The 16,562-nt window shown below is 70.9% G+C and carries 15 protein-coding genes; 6 read left to right on the forward strand and 9 right to left on the reverse strand.

Translation table 11 applies throughout. From position 1 onward, the window contains the following. Positions 1-19: 19 nt before the first annotated feature. From BMW88_RS01175 to BMW88_RS01185, 3 genes are all read left to right on the forward strand, one after another. Positions 20-2,197, forward strand: coding sequence for a translocation/assembly module TamB domain-containing protein (locus BMW88_RS01175; protein ID WP_245777503.1), 2,178 nt, complete (start codon positions 20-22; stop codon positions 2,195-2,197). 144 nt (positions 2,198-2,341) lie between these two features. Further along, positions 2,342-3,124 carry a hypothetical protein gene (locus BMW88_RS01180; protein ID WP_089948380.1) on the forward strand — a complete coding sequence of 261 codons (783 nt, stop codon included), beginning with the start codon at positions 2,342-2,344 and terminating at the stop codon, positions 3,122-3,124. A 189-nt stretch (positions 3,125-3,313) separates the two neighbouring features. Next, positions 3,314-6,616 (forward strand): beta strand repeat-containing protein, encoded by a 3,303-nt coding sequence (locus tag BMW88_RS01185; RefSeq protein ID WP_089948382.1) that lies wholly within the window; start codon positions 3,314-3,316, stop codon positions 6,614-6,616. A gap of 102 nt (positions 6,617-6,718) precedes the next feature. Here the strand turns inward: BMW88_RS01185 and BMW88_RS01190 are convergent, their stop codons facing one another. Together BMW88_RS01190 and BMW88_RS01195 are read right to left on the reverse strand one after the other, a co-directional pair. Next, on the reverse strand, positions 6,719-7,075 hold the full coding sequence (locus tag BMW88_RS01190; protein WP_089948383.1) for a nucleotidyl cyclase domain-containing protein: 357 nt from the start codon (positions 7,073-7,075) through the stop codon (positions 6,719-6,721). Positions 7,076-7,172: 97 nt separating this feature from the next. Continuing rightward, positions 7,173-7,901: a GNAT family N-acetyltransferase gene (locus BMW88_RS01195; RefSeq protein WP_089948385.1), complete on the reverse strand. Its 729-nt coding sequence runs from the start codon at positions 7,899-7,901 to the stop codon at positions 7,173-7,175. Between the two features lie 245 nt (positions 7,902-8,146). Here BMW88_RS01195 and BMW88_RS01200 point away from each other — a divergent pair, with 245 nt between their 5' ends. Together BMW88_RS01200 and BMW88_RS42625 are read left to right on the forward strand one after the other, a co-directional pair. Further along, positions 8,147-8,671 (forward strand): hypothetical protein, encoded by a 525-nt coding sequence (locus tag BMW88_RS01200; RefSeq protein WP_089948386.1) that lies wholly within the window; start codon positions 8,147-8,149, stop codon positions 8,669-8,671. A gap of 30 nt (positions 8,672-8,701) precedes the next feature. After that, a complete protein-coding gene (locus tag BMW88_RS42625; RefSeq protein WP_218147972.1) occupies positions 8,702-9,370 on the forward strand; it encodes a hypothetical protein in 669 nt (222 codons plus the stop codon). A gap of 79 nt (positions 9,371-9,449) precedes the next feature. On the opposite strand, the gene BMW88_RS01215 is transcribed toward BMW88_RS42625, so the two are convergent. The 7 genes from BMW88_RS01215 to BMW88_RS01245 form a co-directional block, all read right to left on the reverse strand. Further along, entirely contained in the window at positions 9,450-10,325 is an 876-nt protein-coding gene (locus tag BMW88_RS01215) for a hypothetical protein (RefSeq protein WP_143115933.1), read from the reverse strand. A 124-nt stretch (positions 10,326-10,449) separates the two neighbouring features. Next, a complete protein-coding gene (gene dnaB, locus BMW88_RS01220; protein WP_218147973.1) occupies positions 10,450-12,477 on the reverse strand; it encodes a replicative DNA helicase in 2,028 nt (675 codons plus the stop codon). 529 nt (positions 12,478-13,006) lie between these two features. Further along, positions 13,007-13,462 (reverse strand): 50S ribosomal protein L9, encoded by a 456-nt coding sequence (gene rplI, locus BMW88_RS01225; RefSeq protein WP_089948391.1) that lies wholly within the window; start codon positions 13,460-13,462, stop codon positions 13,007-13,009. A gap of 17 nt (positions 13,463-13,479) precedes the next feature. Then, positions 13,480-13,719, reverse strand: a complete 240-nt coding sequence (rpsR, locus tag BMW88_RS01230; protein WP_030465683.1) for a 30S ribosomal protein S18 — start codon at positions 13,717-13,719, stop codon at positions 13,480-13,482. A gap of 57 nt (positions 13,720-13,776) precedes the next feature. Beyond that, positions 13,777-14,280 (reverse strand): single-stranded DNA-binding protein, encoded by a 504-nt coding sequence (locus tag BMW88_RS01235; RefSeq protein WP_086666964.1) that lies wholly within the window; start codon positions 14,278-14,280, stop codon positions 13,777-13,779. Positions 14,281-14,309: 29 nt separating this feature from the next. Then, on the reverse strand, positions 14,310-14,618 hold the full coding sequence (rpsF, locus tag BMW88_RS01240) for a 30S ribosomal protein S6 (RefSeq protein WP_086666963.1): 309 nt from the start codon (positions 14,616-14,618) through the stop codon (positions 14,310-14,312). A gap of 101 nt (positions 14,619-14,719) precedes the next feature. Then, positions 14,720-15,655 carry a hypothetical protein gene (locus BMW88_RS01245; RefSeq protein WP_089948393.1) on the reverse strand — a complete coding sequence of 312 codons (936 nt, stop codon included), beginning with the start codon at positions 15,653-15,655 and terminating at the stop codon, positions 14,720-14,722. Between the two features lie 132 nt (positions 15,656-15,787). On the opposite strand from BMW88_RS01245, the gene BMW88_RS01250 reads away from it, so the two are divergent. Next, positions 15,788-16,558: a deoxyribonuclease IV gene (locus tag BMW88_RS01250; RefSeq protein WP_089948395.1), complete on the forward strand. Its 771-nt coding sequence runs from the start codon at positions 15,788-15,790 to the stop codon at positions 16,556-16,558. Positions 16,559-16,562: the final 4 nt, after the last annotated feature.

Here is a 16,562-nt window from a genome sequence, read left to right on the forward strand (position 1 = left end):
TCGTCAGGGGAGGACGAGAGTGATCAAGCCGGAAGACTTGACCGAGGTCGAGCGCCAGGTCGCCGGGGCCTACGCGGGTGGCACCGAGATCGACCTGACCGGGCAGAGCGTGCGCGGCGAGGTCCTCACCGGGTTGCTGACCGGCATGTACCGGGTGCCGCGCAAGGGATTACCCGCCCTGCGCATGCGAAACGCGCGGATCACCGGCAGGTTCGAGCTGGAGGGCACCCGCGTCACGCGGGTCATCGACCTCACCCACTGCGCGTTCGAGGAGTCGCTCGACCTGCGCATGGCGCGGCTGATCGGGCTGCGCCTGCGCGGCACCCGCGTCCCGGGGATCCAGGGCCGCAACCTCCGCGTGTTCAGCGACCTCGTGCTGGAGGCCGGATTCACCTGCACCGGCACCGTCGACCTCACCGACGCCGCCGTCGACGGCACGCTGCGGCTCGCCGGCTCGGTGCTGCGCTCCGGCACCGAGCACGCGCTCCTCGGCGCGCGGCTGCGGGTGAGCGGATCCGTCCAGGCCATCGCGATGCGGGCCAACGGCGAGGTGCGGCTGCGCGGCGCGATGATCGGCGGCAGCGTCCACCTCGGCGGGGCCCGGCTGATCAACACCGGCCGGGACGCGCTGGAGGCGTCCGGGATCGTGGTGTCGGGCAACGTCTTCTGCAACGCCGAGGGCGGCCGGTTCACCGCCGACGGGCGGGTGCTGTTCGACGGCGCGCGCGTCGGCGGGAACCTCGAGTTCACCGGCGCCCGCCTGCACTCCGCGCACCGCGTCGACAACCAGGTCCTGGTCCTGCCGCACGGACTGGCCGACGAGGCGGCGACGCTCGTGGCCGACCGCATCCGGGTCGAGGGCAACGTCGAGCTCGACGACGGCTTCACCAGCACCGGCACGGTCCGGCTGCCGAACGCGAGCATCGGCGGGTACCTGCGCCTGTCCGGTGCGGTGATCGGGCCGCGCGACATCGCCGAGGAGCTCGCGGGCGACGTCACGAACCGCATCCCGGTCGCCATCCACGCGGACGGCATGCAGGTCCGCGGCGACGTCGAGGCGCGCAGCGCGCTCAACGGCGCGGGCGCCCGCTCGTCGCCGTTGCAGACCTACGGCCAGGTCCGGCTGTCGAACGCGACGATCATGGGCAGCGCCAGCATGTCCGGGGTGTCGCTGCACGGGCCCGGCATCGACGTCCTGTTCGCCGACCGCCTCCAGGTCGGCGGCACGCTGTTCCTGCGCGAGCTCAGGGCCAAGGGCTCGGTCCGCCTGCAGAACGCGAACATCGGCTCCACCCTCGACCTGTCCGGGGCCGAGCTGACGCTGCCGCGGCTGCGCGCGAACGGCACGCAGAAGCCGTCGCTCGACGCCCGCGCCATCACGATCGGCAAGGACCTGTTGTGCAGCCGCGGGTTCACCGCGGTCGGCGGCGTGCGGATCAGGCTGGGCGAGGTCGGCAAGATGGCGACGTTCAGCGACTCGCACCTCGGCTCGACCGCCGCGGACATCGCGCTCAACGCGTACGGGCTCACCGTGCACCAGTTCCGCCTGCACATCCCGCAGGGCCAGCAGCCCAAGGGGAAGGTCGTGCTGAGCAGGCTCAAGGCGGTCTCGGTGACCGACGGGCCGGGCCTGTGGGACGCCGAGGGCGGCGTCGCCGTCGACGACTTCACCTTCGAGGGCATCACCGCCGATCCCGACGTGCCGGTGCAGACGCGGCTGAAGTGGCTGCTCAAGGTGCAGCCGGACTTCGCGCCGGGACCGTACGAGCAGCTCGCCGCCGTCTACCAGCAGGGCGGCGAGGAGGAGCTCGCGCAGAAGGTCCAGCTCGAGAAGCAGCGCCGGCGCTACGCCGAGCTCGGCAAGGCCGGCCGGGTCTGGGGCGCGGTGCAGCGGTGGACCGTCGGCTACGGCTACCGGCCGTGGCTCGCGATCTGCTGGCTCGGCGTGTTCTGGCTGGGCGGTGCGCTCTGGTTCAACTGGCACCCGATGGTCAAGCTCAACGCCGACGAGGACCCGGTGTGGAACGCCTGGCTCCTCGCGCTCGACCTGCTGATCCCGATCATCGACTTCGGCCACGACGGGAAGTGGCAGTTCACCGGTGCGTCGCAATGGATCTCGGCGACGCTCGTCGCCGTGGGCTGGGTGCTCGCGTCGACCGCCGCGGCGGGAGCGGCACGGGTGCTCAAGCGGCTGTGACGGCGCCGGTGTTCACACGATGTAGTTAACCGAGCGCTCAGAGCGTGCGTTCGGGGTGGCCGGATGGCAGAGTCGCCGACGTCGACTTGATCAGACGATCGTCGGCGAATCCCTTGAGCGCCACCGAGTAGCGAGGTTCCCGCGTTGTCCTCTGCCGATCTGCGAGCGAAGACGGGAGCGAACGGCATCCGCCGGTTCGCCACCCGAGCGCTGCTCGCCGTCGGTGGTGCGATCGCGGGTACGGCCGTTGCCTGGGCGCTGTCCACGTCTGCGGCCACCGCGGCCGAGACGGTGCCCGCGGGGGACGGGCAGCAGTTCGACGTCGTCACCAAGATCGTCTCCATCGACGAGAAGCTGCCGGTCGTCGTGCCCGCCGCCAACGCGGTGCACAAGATCGATGAAACGCTGCGCGCCGAGCACCAGAAGGCGCGCGAAGCCCTGCCGGAGGTGCAGGTCTCCCAGGCGGTCGAGAAGATCGCCGAGCGGATCCTGCCCCAGGTCACCAGGACCGGTCAGTCCCCGGCCGCCGCCACGGCGCGGTCGGTGGACGTCACGTTCCCCGAGGACGTTCCGGCAGCCACCACCCCCGAGGCCGGACAGTCGCCGGTCACGCGGGTGACCTCGCACCTCACCGGCCCGTCCGGTGCCTCGTGGACGGACCTGCTGGAGCACAACGACCCCGTCGTGCCCTCCGAGCAGCACCCGTCCCTGCCGACCACCCCGTTCCCGAAGCTGCCCGTCCCGGCCCCCGCGCCGGTGCACTGCGCTTCGTGCTCCGACGGGTCTGGTACCGGCAACAGCGGCAAGTCCGCCGCTTTCGCTGCGTCCGGCAACGCCCACGGCACCTCGGTGACGCGCGCTCTCGCGCCGTCCACCGACGAGGTGACCGTGACGCCGGGCAAGCAGCCCGGTATCAACCCCGACTGATCTCAGCGCGCGGTCCGCGGCAGCCACCTCCCCTGGCTGTCCGGAAGTCGACCGTCGCGCTTTTTTTCTGCGCTCCTTCCGGTCGATCACCGCGTGCGACTCCCCCGGTGATGACGCGCCCTCCCCCGCGCGTCACGGCCCCACCCCCGTGAACCCCCCTGACAGCAGGGGAATTTGGAAGGAGACCCAATGCAGACCTGGGCAAAGCGCGGACTTCAGACCGCGTTTGTCACTGGTGGTTTGCTGATGCTCGGTACGGGCATCGCTTCTGCCCAGGAGAACGTCGACCCGGACGCCGCCCCGTCGGCGGTCGACGTCGCGGCTTCTATTCCGGTCAAGGCCGACCAGAACACGATCGGCACCCCGGCCAGGGAACTGAACGTTCCCAAGATTGACCGCACGGTCAGCACGGACCGCGTCACCAGCGCGGTGCCCACCCGCACGGCAGCGCCCGTCGCGAACCCGCTGATCCGCCAGACCGGTGAGCGCCTCAAGGGCACCGCGCTGCAGAACGTGGTGCGGGGCAACAGGATCCAGGGACACCTCGACGTCCCCATCAACATCTGCGGCAACGCGATCGCGGTTCTCGCGGACGCCGAGGCGTCCGGCGACTGCTCGCAGTTCACCCACCGCGACGGCAAGATCGCCACCAACGGCGGGGACCAGGCTCTCGCCGGCAACGTCGTCGCCGCCGGCCACGCCCTCCCGGTCCAGCTCACCGGCAACGCGTTCGGCGTGGGCGGCAACGCCACCACCTCGGGCAAGGCCGAGCAGGTCTCCACGACCGGTGGCGACATCACCACCAGCGGCCGCAAGGGCTCCCTCTCCGGCAACGTCGTCGCCGAGCAGGGCGCGACCCCGGTCCAGGTCACCGGCAACGGTGTGGGCGCGGCCGGCATCGCCGAGGCCAACTCGACCGCCGACACGTTCGCCTCCTCCGAAGGCGACATCACCACCGGTGGCGCCCGGAGCTCGCTCTCCGGCAACGCCGTGCCGGTCCCGGTGGCCCCGCTGTTCGAGGTGAACGGCAACTCGGTCTCCGGTGCGGGCAACTCCACCACCGACTCGGTGCAGACGGGCGCCGCCTACGCCGGCGGCAAGACGGCGACCAGCGGTGACCCCGGAACGCTCGCGGGCAACGTCGCCGCTCCCGCGCTCGCCGGCCCGATCACGGTCGACGACAACGCCGCGGCCGCGGTCGGCAACTCGACCGCCACCAGTGACACGTCCAACGAGTCGATCGCCGGCGGCGAGACCTACACCACCGGTGACGGCTCCACGGCGTCCGGCAACGTCGCCGGGGCACCCATCTCGCTGCCCGTCGCCGCGGGTGGCAACGGCGGGGCCGTCGTCGGCAACGCCCTCACCAACCACGCGAACAAGGCGACGTCGACCGCCGGCGGCAACGTCTTCACCCTGGGCGACAACTCGGTCCTGTCGGGCAACATCGCCGACGTCCCGCCGGCCACCGCCGTGGACGTGTGCGGCAACGGCCTCTCCGCCGCCGGCCAGTCGCTCGGCACGTGCGAGAACGACGTCAAGTCGACCACCGGCGGCTACCAGGGCACGCTCGGCAACGACTCCGTCGGCTCCGGCAACGTGGCGCAGACCCCGCTCGCCGCCCCGGTCGAGGCCTACGCCGTGGCCGGCACGGTCGCGGGCCAGGCCACCGGCACGGCCGACGAGGTCAAGGACGTCCGCTCCAGCGCCAAGCCGAACGCGCAGGACGACCGCGGCACGGTGTCGAGCAACATCGTGACCGCGCCCACCGCCGTCGCGCCGCAGGTCTTCGCGGTCACCGCGGGCGTCGTGGGCAACACCACGTCGGACGCGTCGAACGACACCTCGGTCACCGCGGGCGACGCTCCGGTCGCCTCCGGCAAGAAGAGCTCGGTGGCGGGCAACATCGTCCAGGTCCCGACCTCGACGCCGGCCCAGGTCTTCGGCGACGGCGTCACCGTGGTGGGCAACAACAACACCACGGCCGCCAACGCGACCGACATGAAGGCGGGCGGCGAGGCTCTCACCACCGGTGAGCGCGGCTCCATCGCCGGCAACGTCGTCTCGGCCCCGGTCGCCACCGGCACGCAGGTCGTCGGCTGGGCGGTCGGCGGCGGCAGCAACGTGGACGCCATCGCCACCAACGACCTCGACTCGGTCGCCGGTGGTGACGTCCACAGCAACGGTGACCGCGGTTCGGTCTCCGGCAACCTGGTCGGCGCGCAGCCGGCCGTGTTCCCGGCGGTTCCGGGCGACAGCGTCGCCGCCGGAGGCATCACGAACTCCGACGTGCTGACCGACACCAGGGTCGTCTCCGGTGGGGACAGCGCGTCGACGGCCGACGACGCCTCGGTCTCCGGCAACCTGGCCCACGCTCCCGCCAACGTCGCCGGCGGCGTGTACGCCGACGCGGTGGCGGTCGCGGGTAACGCCTCGACGGTCACCGAGAAGGTGTCGCACACCGAGGCCGGTGGCGACATGGCCACGAACGGCAGCGGCCCGTCGTCCGCCCGCGAGATGACCGTTCCGGTCGAGGGCGTCGCCAAGTTCGCGCGCGTCCCCGTCGAGGTCGTCGGCCAGGCGACCACGCTGGGCACGAGCGACGACGCCCAGCTCACCGGTGAGGAGGAGCCGGGCGCCATCCGCGCCTCGCAGCTCAAGGGTCTCGAGCTGCCCAAGGGCGTCGACCGCCTGCTGAAGGCCAACGAGGTTCCGGCGTTGAACGGCCTCGACAAGCTGCCGATCAACACGCTGCCGAACCCGGCCGCGCTGACCGGCATGGCGGGCCAGCTCCCGCTCTCGGGCCTGCCCATCTCGGGTCTGCCGACGTCGGGTCTGCCCCTCTCGGGCCTGCCCGTCAAGGGGCTGCCGACGAAGGGCCTGCCCACCCAGGCGCTGTCGGTCAAGGGCCTGTCCACCCAGGCGCTGCCCACGAAGGGTCTGCCCACGAAGGGTCTGCCCACGAAGGGTCTGCCCACCAAGGGTGTGCCGACCAAGGGCCTGCCCACCAAGGGGCTGCCGACCAAGGGCCTGCCGACCAAGGGCCTGCCCACCCAGGCGCTGCCCACCAGGGCACTGCCGACCCAGGCGCTGACCGGTGTCGCCAAGAAGCGCTCCGCTCTGCCGCTGAACGGTGGCGTCGCCAGCGTGACCCCGAACGTCCAGGGCCTGCCCCTGGCCCAGGTGCTGAAGGCCGCGCAGGGCCTGGTTCCCGGCGGTGTCACCCCGCGCTCGATGCCGACGGTGCCGTCCCTCCCGGTGACCGCCCCGGCCCTGCCGGTGCCGGTGCAGCTCCCCGCGCTGCCCACCGAGCGTTCGCTGCCCACGCTGCCCGTGGACGGTCCGGCCTCCATCTCGGGTCTCAACCTGAACCCGACCAAGGGCCTGACCCCCTCGCGTGAGCGCGCCCTGCCCGAGGTGCCGCTGAACGCCCCGGCGCTCTCCCTGATCGAGCCGGCCAACCAGTTCGACCGCGTCACCGGCTCGCTGTAACACCCGCTGGTTGTAACACCCTCCTCCGGTAAGAAGCCGAGCCCCGGCGACACGACGGTGTCGCCGGGGCTCGGTGCCGTTTCGAGGTGCCGTTTCACGGGGTCAGCGACGCTCGGCCGTCGCGATCACGTCCTCGGGACCGGTGTCGCCGTCGCTCGTCACCCAGTGGATCCGCGGGCTCTCCCCGACCAGTTCCCTGATCAGCGCCGCGATCGGGGAACCGTCGCCGAAGTCGTGCTCGGCGAGCACGGCCAGCACCGCGTCGTGGTAGCGGGCGACGGTGAAGTCCGGGCGCAGCCCCGTGCGCAGGGCGCGGGCCGCCTCCGGCAGGGAGCCCGGAACGGCGACGAGGACGAGCGTGACCAGGGTGCCGCGCGTGCGGGCGCGGATCAGCGACTGCCCCAGGCGATCCAGCAGCAGCGCGTGTCCGGGCAGGCCCGTGAGCGGGTCGTGCAGCACAGTGCGTGTCTAGCCGAGGCGGTTCTCGTTCACCAGCACCGCCACGTCATCCGAGTGCGTGGACGTCACCCTCCTCGCCGCCGCAGCGGCCAGACCGTCAGTCGCACGCCTTGCTCAGCAGGATGCCGCGCGGCCCGAACCCGGCGCCCGAGTAGAAGGCGAGGGCGTTCTCGTTGCTGGCGAAGATGTTCGCGAAGACGAGCGAGACACCGTGCTCCGCGGCCACCCGTTCCGCAGCCGCGACGAGTGCCGTCCCGACACCCCGGTCCCGGTGACCGTCCAGGACCACGGTGTGGATGTCCGCCGCACGGCGGGGCGTGAGGATCTGGTGGTCCGGCGGATCCGCGAGCGGCACCACCTCCGCCATCCCCACCACTTCGCCGTCCACCTCTGCGACCAGGATCAACGCGTGGCCGACGACGGCCTCGAAGTGCCGCCGCACCGCCGCCTCGTCCGGTACCCGGAAGAGGTCGGGCGCCAGTTCGACGTGCCGTTCCGCGTTGGCGAGGCGCAGCCGGACGAGAGCGGGCACGTCGGCGCGCCCGGCCCGCCTGATCAAGTTCTCCACCCCCTCAGCATGGCCCGGAGCTCGGGGCGGGCACGGCCTTTCTCGGCGGCGCGGCTCGTCGTCCCACCCCGCCCAGGTGTCCATCCGGCGCCGCGAGATGTCGAAGGCGAGGTCGTAGACCGTGCTGCCCAGCAGCAACCGCAACGGCGGCTCGTCACCCGCGACCAGTTCCAGCACCGCCTCGGCGGCCAGCCGCGGTTCGCTGTCGATCGACCCCTCGGCCCACTGCCGTTCGAGCTCCGCGCGCAACGCCTTCACGGGTCCTCCACAGCTCTGAGCCGACCGGGTGCACTCGGGCCGGAACGGTGAGGACGCGGGCACAAGCCCTGGCACGCTCGGGTGCATGACCTCGTTCGTGTGCCGGGTGAACATCGGCGGCACGGTGAAGTCTGTGACGATCACGGTGAAGTCGGCGAAGGGCGAGTACGAGGTGGGCCGGCCCACGAGCTGACCGCTGACCGTGGTCAGTGCTACAGCGTTTCCTCGGATGAGATGAGATCCAGGTGGTACAGCGGTACGAGTACTTCGCCATCGTCACGCCGGCCTGTCCACGACCGGAAGAACCCGGGATCATGCTCCGGCGCTGGGTGGACGAGAACGGGCAGGTGCACGAGGAGTCGTTCGTGTCCGACCTCGCCTGGGTGCCCAGCGCGGTGCTGACCAGTGCCACGTTCAGCAGCTCCGACGTGTACCGGGTGGACGAACAGGCGGCGGTGCGGTTCGAGAACGCGGTGCGCGACCGGGTGCGCCGCGGCGTGACCTTCGACGGTCGGCCGTACTCCTACCTCCTCCTGATCGACACGGGCGACACCGCGGACGATCCGTCCAGGCTGCTCCGCACGTGGACGAGTGCGAACGGCTACCACGAAGAGCAGCAGTACCTGCCCGGCACGGGCTGGCGGGGCAGCTACATCCGCGAAGACTGGCTGCGCGGGCGTTACGACGGCACGTTCCAGCCGATCGACAAGGCCGCCGCCGACCGGATCGTCGAACGCTGGGAGCAACAACGGCGTGCTGAGCAGGGCTGACGGAAGCTGCCCTCAGACCTGGGAGGTGTCGTGCGAATCGGAGAACAGCCCATGCCGCTCGCCGATCCGGTGCGCCGGCTCGCCATGCCGGCCGAAGCGCAACGCGCCTACCTGGAGGCCATCGGCACCGCGCCGTCGGCGGACGAGCTCGCGCTGGAGTTCGACGACGTCCGGCCCCACCTGATGACCCTCGACGCCGAGGCAGTCGCGCTGACCGGACGCATCGACGCCCTGCTCGACGCCATGAGCGGTCCGAGCCCCGTCTGGCACGTCGACGCCCTGGCCGTCTTCCCGCAGTGGGCGTCGCTCCGCGAGCTGGCCGCTGAACTCCTGCGGCTGCTGCCCTTCGACGGCCCGCGCCCGCTGGCCCCGTCCGAACACGCCGTGCTGGAGCGGGTCCTCGCCGTGGAGCTCCCCGGCGCCGCCGCCCTGCGCGCCCAGCTCGGCCACGTCCGCGTCCTGAAGCACTGGTACGAAGGCTCGGCCAGCCTCGACCTCAGCACGGGCGGCCCTGCCGCCGAGGTCGCCGACGGTGTCCTGCCGGTCGACGCCCGGGTGCACGAGGCAGGTGAGCCGGTCGGCGAGATCCTGCTGTGGATCGCAGACGGCCGGCTGTCAGCGATCGAGTACGCCTGGGTGACCGACGAGCCGCCGACGAGGCTGCCGCCCGCGGACCAGGTGACAGCACGGCTCCGGTGACCGGCGCGCCAGGCCTGGCGGTCTGGCCGGTGAGCGGTGGCGCTAGGCCGTTCGGGTCGGCGACCTGGTCTGGCTCGCGTCAGCGAACGTGGTGGCGGAACACACCGTCGTCGAACGTCAGCCACGCACCACTGCCGACCGGGATCACGCCGTACGCGTCCTGGGTGTGCGCGTCGAAGATGCCGAGGTGCGCGCCGGTGCGCACGTCGATCAGATGATGGCGGAACCTCTCCTCGTCATCATCCTCACCACCGGCGACCACAACCGCGGTGTCGGCGTCGAGGTAGCCACCCGCCCACTCCAGCCACGCGTCCTCGTCGTACCCGAGGTCTGCCACACCTACCCGGATGACCACTTCGCCATCCGGGTAAGTGTGGAACGCAACATCGTCCTGTTCGTGGTGGACGGTCATGAATTGGTGACCGTCCACCGCCAACGCCACCAGCACGCGGTTCTTCCACGAGTACGGGGCCACCTCGAGCGTGTCGCCGATGAGCCTGCCGCGGAACAGGGACGACCCGTCCTGCCCCTCGCCCACGTCGAGCAGCACGTCGGTGCCACCGGGATGGACGTGCTGGTGCCCACCGTGACCGGCGGTGTCCAGGTCAGCGCTGGCGATCACCGCCCCGGTAGCCGCGTCCAGCACGTGCCAGGTGTCGTTGCTGTCGTTCCAGTGCCCCATCGCGTCGGGCCGGAAAAGCCACACAGTCTTCCCGTTGAGCGAGAAAACGCACCCCGCCTGGACGTTGCGCGCCTTCTCCTGGAACGTGCCGAACGCACGCCGCCACCGCACCACACCAGCGCGGTCCACACACAGCAGTTCGTTGTCCGTCGTGTAGACCGCGCTTGTGAGGTCCGGCGCGACCGCCTGCTCTCTCGGCGCGACTGCGACGGGGAAGGAGATGCCGCCTGGAGCGAGGATGGCACCACCGCTGTACCTGGCCGGGATGATCATGTCCGCACGGTAGTAGAGCGACTCCGCCTGGACAGCCGAGTTGCACATCGACTGCACAAGCGCAGGTGCGGTGCAGCTCCGTCCGGGAAAGTGCTGCGGGGTTCGCGACCCCGCAGCGGCAGGCTCAGGTCTGGGCCAGGTCGGTGAAGCGGGAGTAGTGCAGCTGGTGCGCCACGGTGATCGTGGCGGTCGGGCCGGCGCGGTGCTTGGCGATGATCAGGTCGGCCTCGCCGGCGCGCGGGTCGTCGCGTTCCCAGGCGTCCGGGCGGTTGATCAGGATGACCATGTCGGCGTCCTGTTCCAGCGAGCCGGACTCGCGGAGGTCGGAGAGCATCGGCCGCTTGTCGGTGCGCTGTTCCGGGCCTCGGTTCAGCTGGGAGATCGCGATGACCGGGACTTCCAGCTCCTTCGCGATCAGCTTCAGTGATCGGGAGAACTCCGAGACCTCCTGCTGGCGCGACTCGGACTTCTTGCCCGACGACATCAGCTGGAGGTAGTCGACGACCATCAGCTTGAGGTCATGGCGCTGCTTGAGGCGACGGGCCTTGGCGCGGATCTCCATCATCGTCAGGTTGGGGCTGTCGTCGACGAACAGCGGTGCCTCGCTGATCTCGCTCATGCGGCGGGCCAGGCGGGTCCAGTCGTCGTCGCTCATCTTGCCGCCGCGCATGTCGCCGAGGCGGATGCGCGCCTCGGCGGAGAGCATGCGCATCACGATCTCGGTGCGGCTCATCTCCAGGCTGAAGATGGCGCTGGTCAGGCCGTGCTTCACCGAGCACGAGCGGGCGAAGTCGAGGCCCAGCGTCGAGTTGTGGGTCGGGATCATCGTCTCGCCCGCGAGGTACAGGTGGTCGTGGTTGTCGACCTCCACGCACCGCACCGGCACGGACGCGACCGGGCGCACCGCCACGACCTCCACCCGGTCGTGGTGGCCCAGGCCGGCCAGCAGCTCGTCCACGTCGCGGCGCAGGCGGGCGAAGCGGCCGTCGATCCGCAACGCCGCCAGCAGCTCCTCGCGCTGGCGGCGCGAGGAGCGCAGGTAGGCGGCGGGGATGTGCGGGTCGTCGGCCAGGCCCAGCTCCTTGGCCACGCGCAGCTCGTCGTCCGTCAGCTCCAGGTCGCCCAGACCGGACAGGAACTGGCCCAGCGCGCGGGGGGACAGCGGCAGCTCGGCCGCGGGCAGCTCCCAGGCGGCGGACATGCGCACGAACATGCGGCACAGGCCGACGCGCTCGAAGAGCTGCGTCGTCGTGCGGATCGCCCAGAAGCCGCCGGTCTCGCTGCGCGACTCCGTGAGCCACTGGTGGTCGGCGTCGGCCACGATCACCGTGCCGTCGGAGAACTCCACCTCGAAGCACGGGCGGCCCGTCATCACCTCGGTGGCGGCGACCACGCGGGTCGGGCGGCCGTCGGCGCCCATCAGGTACGAGCCGACCTCGACGGCGCCCATCGTGGTCCAGCCGGACGGGGTGGGCAGCGGGGTGTCGAGGGCCAGCGCCTTGCCGACACCGGGACGGGCGGCGACGATGATCATCTGGCCGCCGTGCAGGCCGTTGGTCAGCTCGTCGAGGTCGGCGAAGCCGGTGGGGATGCCCTGCGAGATGCCGCCGCGGGACGCGATGGCGTCGATCTCGTCCATCGTCGGCTGGAGCAGGTCCTCCAGCGCCACGTAGTCCTCGGTCGTGCGGCGGTCGGTGACCTCGTAGATCGCGGCCTGCGCGCGGTCGACCACCTCGTCGACGTCCGCGCCCTCGGCACCGTTGTAACCGAGCTGCACGATGCGCGTGCCCGCCTCGACCAGGCGGCGCAGCACGGCCTTCTCGGCCACGATCTCCGCGTAGTAGCCGGCGTTCGCCGCCGTCGGCACCGTCGCGATCAGCGTGTGCAGGTACGGCGCGCCGCCCACGCGCAGCAGCTCGCCGCGCCGTTCGAGCTCGGCGGAGATGGTGATCGGGTCGGCGGGCTCGCCGCGGCCGTACAGGTCGAGGATGCAGTCGTAGATCGCCTGGTGCGCGGGGCGGTAGAAGTCGTTCGGCGCGAGCGCCTCGATGACGTCCGCGATGGCGTCCTTGGACAGCAGCATGCCGCCGAGGACCGACTGCTCGGCGGCGAGGTCCTGGGGCGGCTGACGCTCGAAAGAGGGCTCCGCCATACCCCGGTCGTCCACCAGCGCCACTGCCAAATCACCCCTGCGAAGAGTCGAGAGCCGGTGCCATGTCCCCTAGTTGTACTCCGCGGCACCGACAATTCCGGGCGGCCACGCTGTGCGATGACGTCGCCCGAGTCGCGACGCTAGAGGGACCCGTCCGGAGCAAGCAAACCAGCGTGTGGATCGTCCTGTGGACAACTGGGGGACAACCTGTGGATGGTTGCCCACAGGGACGGAGACGCTGGGGACAACCTGTTGACAACCGGTGGAGTGACGGAAGTAACTCCAGCTCAGGGGCTGTGTACAACTTGTGGAAAAAGTTGTGGGCCACGTCCCCGGCGTGTCGCGTGAAACACCCTCTTCGGCGTGTCGCCAGTGGGGTGGACGTTCCGTTTATCCACAGGAAGTGGACAGCCGGGACTGGTCCGAACGAGCGAAAGCGCCACCCTCCCGGAGCACTCCGGGCAGGCGGCGCTTTCGCGTTCCGAACGAGCCGAGCTCGCTTCCGCGGTGACGCGGCGAGCAGGGCTGACTACTCGGCCGTGGTGACCTCGAGCGGCAGGGCGACGGTGACCTCCGGGTGGAGGCGAACCGTGACCGAGTGCTTGCCGGTGGTCTTGATGTGACCCGGCAGCTCGATCGCGCGCTTGTCCAGCACCGGGCCACCGGCGGACTTGACGGCAGCCGCCACGTCCGACGAGGTGACCGAGCCGAACAGCTTCTTCGAGCCGGCGGCCGCCTTGGCGGTCAGGGTCACGCCACCGAGGCCCTCGAGAGCGGCCTTGATCTCCTTGGCGTGGTCCAGGTCGCGCACGCGGCGGGTGTCCTGCGCGCGGGTGATGACCTGGATCTGCTTCTGCGCACCGCGGGTCGCGACGATCGCGAGACCGCGCGGGAGCAGGTAGTTGCGGCCGTAACCGTCCTTGACCTCGACGATGTCGCCGGGCGCGCCCAGGCCGGAAACGTCAGCGGTGAGGATGAGCTTCATCGTTGAGTCCCCTTTCCTTAGCGAGCGGTCGAGGTGTAGGGCAGCAGGGCCATCTCGCGGGCGTTCTTCACCGCAACGGCGACGTCGCGCTGGTGCTGCGAGCAGTTGCCGGTGACGCGGCGGGCACGGATCTTGCCGCGGTCGGAGATGAACTTCCGCAGCAGCGTCGTGTCCTTGTAGTCGATCAGGTTGGCGCTCTTGTCCTTGCAGAAGGCGCAGACCTTCTTCTTGGGCTTGCGCACAGGCGGCTTGGCCATGTGTCTCTAACTCCTGGAATACGCAGTGATCAGGTTCTGGATGACCGGTGCAGCGGTCTAGAAGGGGGGCTCGTCGGCGAAGCCACCCGAGCCGGCCGGCGGGGCGGAACCCCACGGGTCGTCCGCGGGCGCGCCGCCGCCACGAGACTGCTGACCGCCGCCGCCGCCGAAGCCGCCGCCACCGCCGCCGTCTCCACGGCTGACCTTGTTGACCTTCGCGGTCGCGTAGCGCAGCGAGGGGCCGATCTCGTCGACCTCAAGCTCCACGACGGTGCGCTTCTCGCCTTCCTTCGTCTCGAAGGAACGCTGGCGCAACCGTCCGGAGACGAGCACTCGCGAACCGCGGGTGAGCGACTCGGCCACGTTCTCCGCGACCTGCCGCCACACGTTGCACCGCAGGAACAGCGCTTCGCCGTCCTTCCACTCGCCGGACTGGCGGTCGAAGGTGCGGGGCGTGGAGGCGACCGTGAAGGACGCCACCGCGGCACCGCTCTGGGTGAAGCGGAGTTCCGGGTCGGCGGTCAGGTTTCCGACCACCGTGATCGTCGTCTCGCCAGCCATGTCTTGGGAGCTCCCCTAATCGAGGTTCGTCAGGCCTTGGCGGCCGACTTGGCGGGCTCGCGGCGCAGGACCTTCGTCCGGAGCACCGTCTCCTGCAGACCGAGCTGGCGGTCCAGTTCCTTCACCGCGTCCGGCGTCGAGGTCAGGTCGAGCACCGCGTAAATGCCTTCGGTGTTCTTGTTGATCTCGAAGCTGAGACGGCGCTTGCCCCAGACTTCAACCTTCTCGACGTTGCCGCCCGACGTCTTGATGACGTTGAGGAACGTGTCGAGGGACGGCGCGATCGTGCGCTCGTCGAGACTGGGGTCGAGGATGACCATCACTTCGTAATGACGCATGAGGACCACTCACCTCCTGTGGACTCGCGGCCACGGGCTCTCCGTGGCAGGAGGGTCGTCGCGTCAGCAACTGACAAAGGTTAACAGAGCGCGTCCGGCGGCTACGCAGGGGTGCGGCGGAGCACCCAGGTCCGCACCAGCGCGCCCGTCACCAGCGCCAGCATCAGCACCGCGACCAGCACCGGCGCGCCGACACCGCCGGGACCGCCGAGGCGGGGCAGCGCCGTCGCGCGGCCGGCGGCCTGCACCGAGTCGCCCTCGATGCCGTTGCCGTTGGACGCGCGCGGCACCTGTGAGCCGTAGCGCACGCCGGGCGACGGCGAGTACAGGCCGGGCATCGCGAACGGCAGCGAGCCGTAGCTGAACAGCGGCACGCGGCCGAAGTTCGCGCCGACCGGGTAGAGCGAGAAGTCGCGGTTGCTCGGCGCGCCCGCGCCGACGCCGGGGACACCGGGGGTCACCCCAGGCTGCTGACCGGGCGGGGTGCCCGGCTGCGGCTGGGGCTGCTGGCCGGGCGGCTTCGGCTGACCGGGCAACTGGGGCGTCCGGGCCTGCGAGTTGTCGGCGATCGCCCTGCTGCCGTCCTGGACGGGCGCGGCCACCTGGTTCACGCCGGTCACGACCACCTCGCACCCGCTGCTCAGCGTCGTGCGCACGGTCTTGTCGAGGGTGCCGAGGATCGGCCCGAGCAACGGCAGCTTCTGCAGCTCGGCCATCACCGCGTTCGCGATCGTGCCGCCGGTGATGGTCGTCGTGCCGACCTGCACCGCGCCGATCGGGATGGGCTTGGCCTGCGAGAACGCCTGCTTGAACGGCTCGGCGAGCGGCGGCCCGAGCACCGGGACGGCGCGCACGAGGTCCGTGATGGGCTGGGTGACCGCGGCGGGACTGAGCGAGACGGGTGTGCCGGGCGCGCCCTGGACCGACGTCGCACAGCTACCGACGACGATGGGCTCCGCGGCCACGGCCGGAGGCGCTCCCACCCCGGCGGAGGCCAGCGTCAGAAGCGTCGCGGCGGTCACGCTCAGCAGTCGCATGCCAACCCCTTCCCTACTCTCAAGTAACGACCGTAGGTCCTGGTGGTGACGCGAACCACCCCCAGTTTTCGCGATTACTCCTATCGGCGGCGGCTGCGGTCGCGTTGCGGACGCCGACTACCCTCCTGTTCCATGCGCATCGGGGCCCATGTACGCGACGACGACCCGGTCGGCGCCGCGGCCGAACGCGGGGCCGAGGTCGTCCAGTTCTTCCTGTCCGATCCCCAGGGCTGGAAGAAGCCCCAGCCCCACCCGCAGGCGGAGGCCCTGCTCGCCTCCGGCCTCGAGGTGTTCGTCCACGCGCCGTACCTGATCAACATCGCGTCGCTGAACAACAAGATCCGGATTCCGAGCCGGAAGAACGTGATCCAGCACGCGGAGGCCGCCGCCACGGTCGGCGCGAAGGGCCTGGTCGTGCACGGCGGGCACGTCACGAAGGGCGAGGACCCGGCGGAGGGCTTCGCGAACTGGCGCAAGTTCTTCGAGCGGCAGACCGCCGAGGGCGGCTTCGCGGTTCCGGTGCTGATCGAGAACACCGCGGGCGGCGACAACGCGATGGCCCGCTCGTTCGACAACCTCAAGCGCCTCTGGGACGCGGTCGGCGAGTTCGGCGCGGGCTTCTGCCTCGACACCTGCCACGCGTTCGCCGCCGGTGAGGACCTGGCCGGCGTCGTCGACCGGGTGAAGGCGATCACCGGCCGGATCGACCTGGTGCACCTCAACAGCTCGCGCGACGAGTTCGGTTCCGCGCGCGATCGGCACGACAACATCAAGACTGGCACCATCGACGCGGACCAGCTGGTGGCCGTCGTCGCCGGCGCCGGGTGCCCCGTCGTGGTGGAGACTCCGGACGAGGGCCAGGCCGACGACATCGCGTTCCTGCGCGACCACGCCGGCCGGTGAACAC

The sequence above is a fragment of the Lentzea xinjiangensis genome (assembly GCF_900110955.1).
GTDB lineage: Bacteria > Actinomycetota > Actinomycetes > Mycobacteriales > Pseudonocardiaceae > Lentzea > Lentzea xinjiangensis.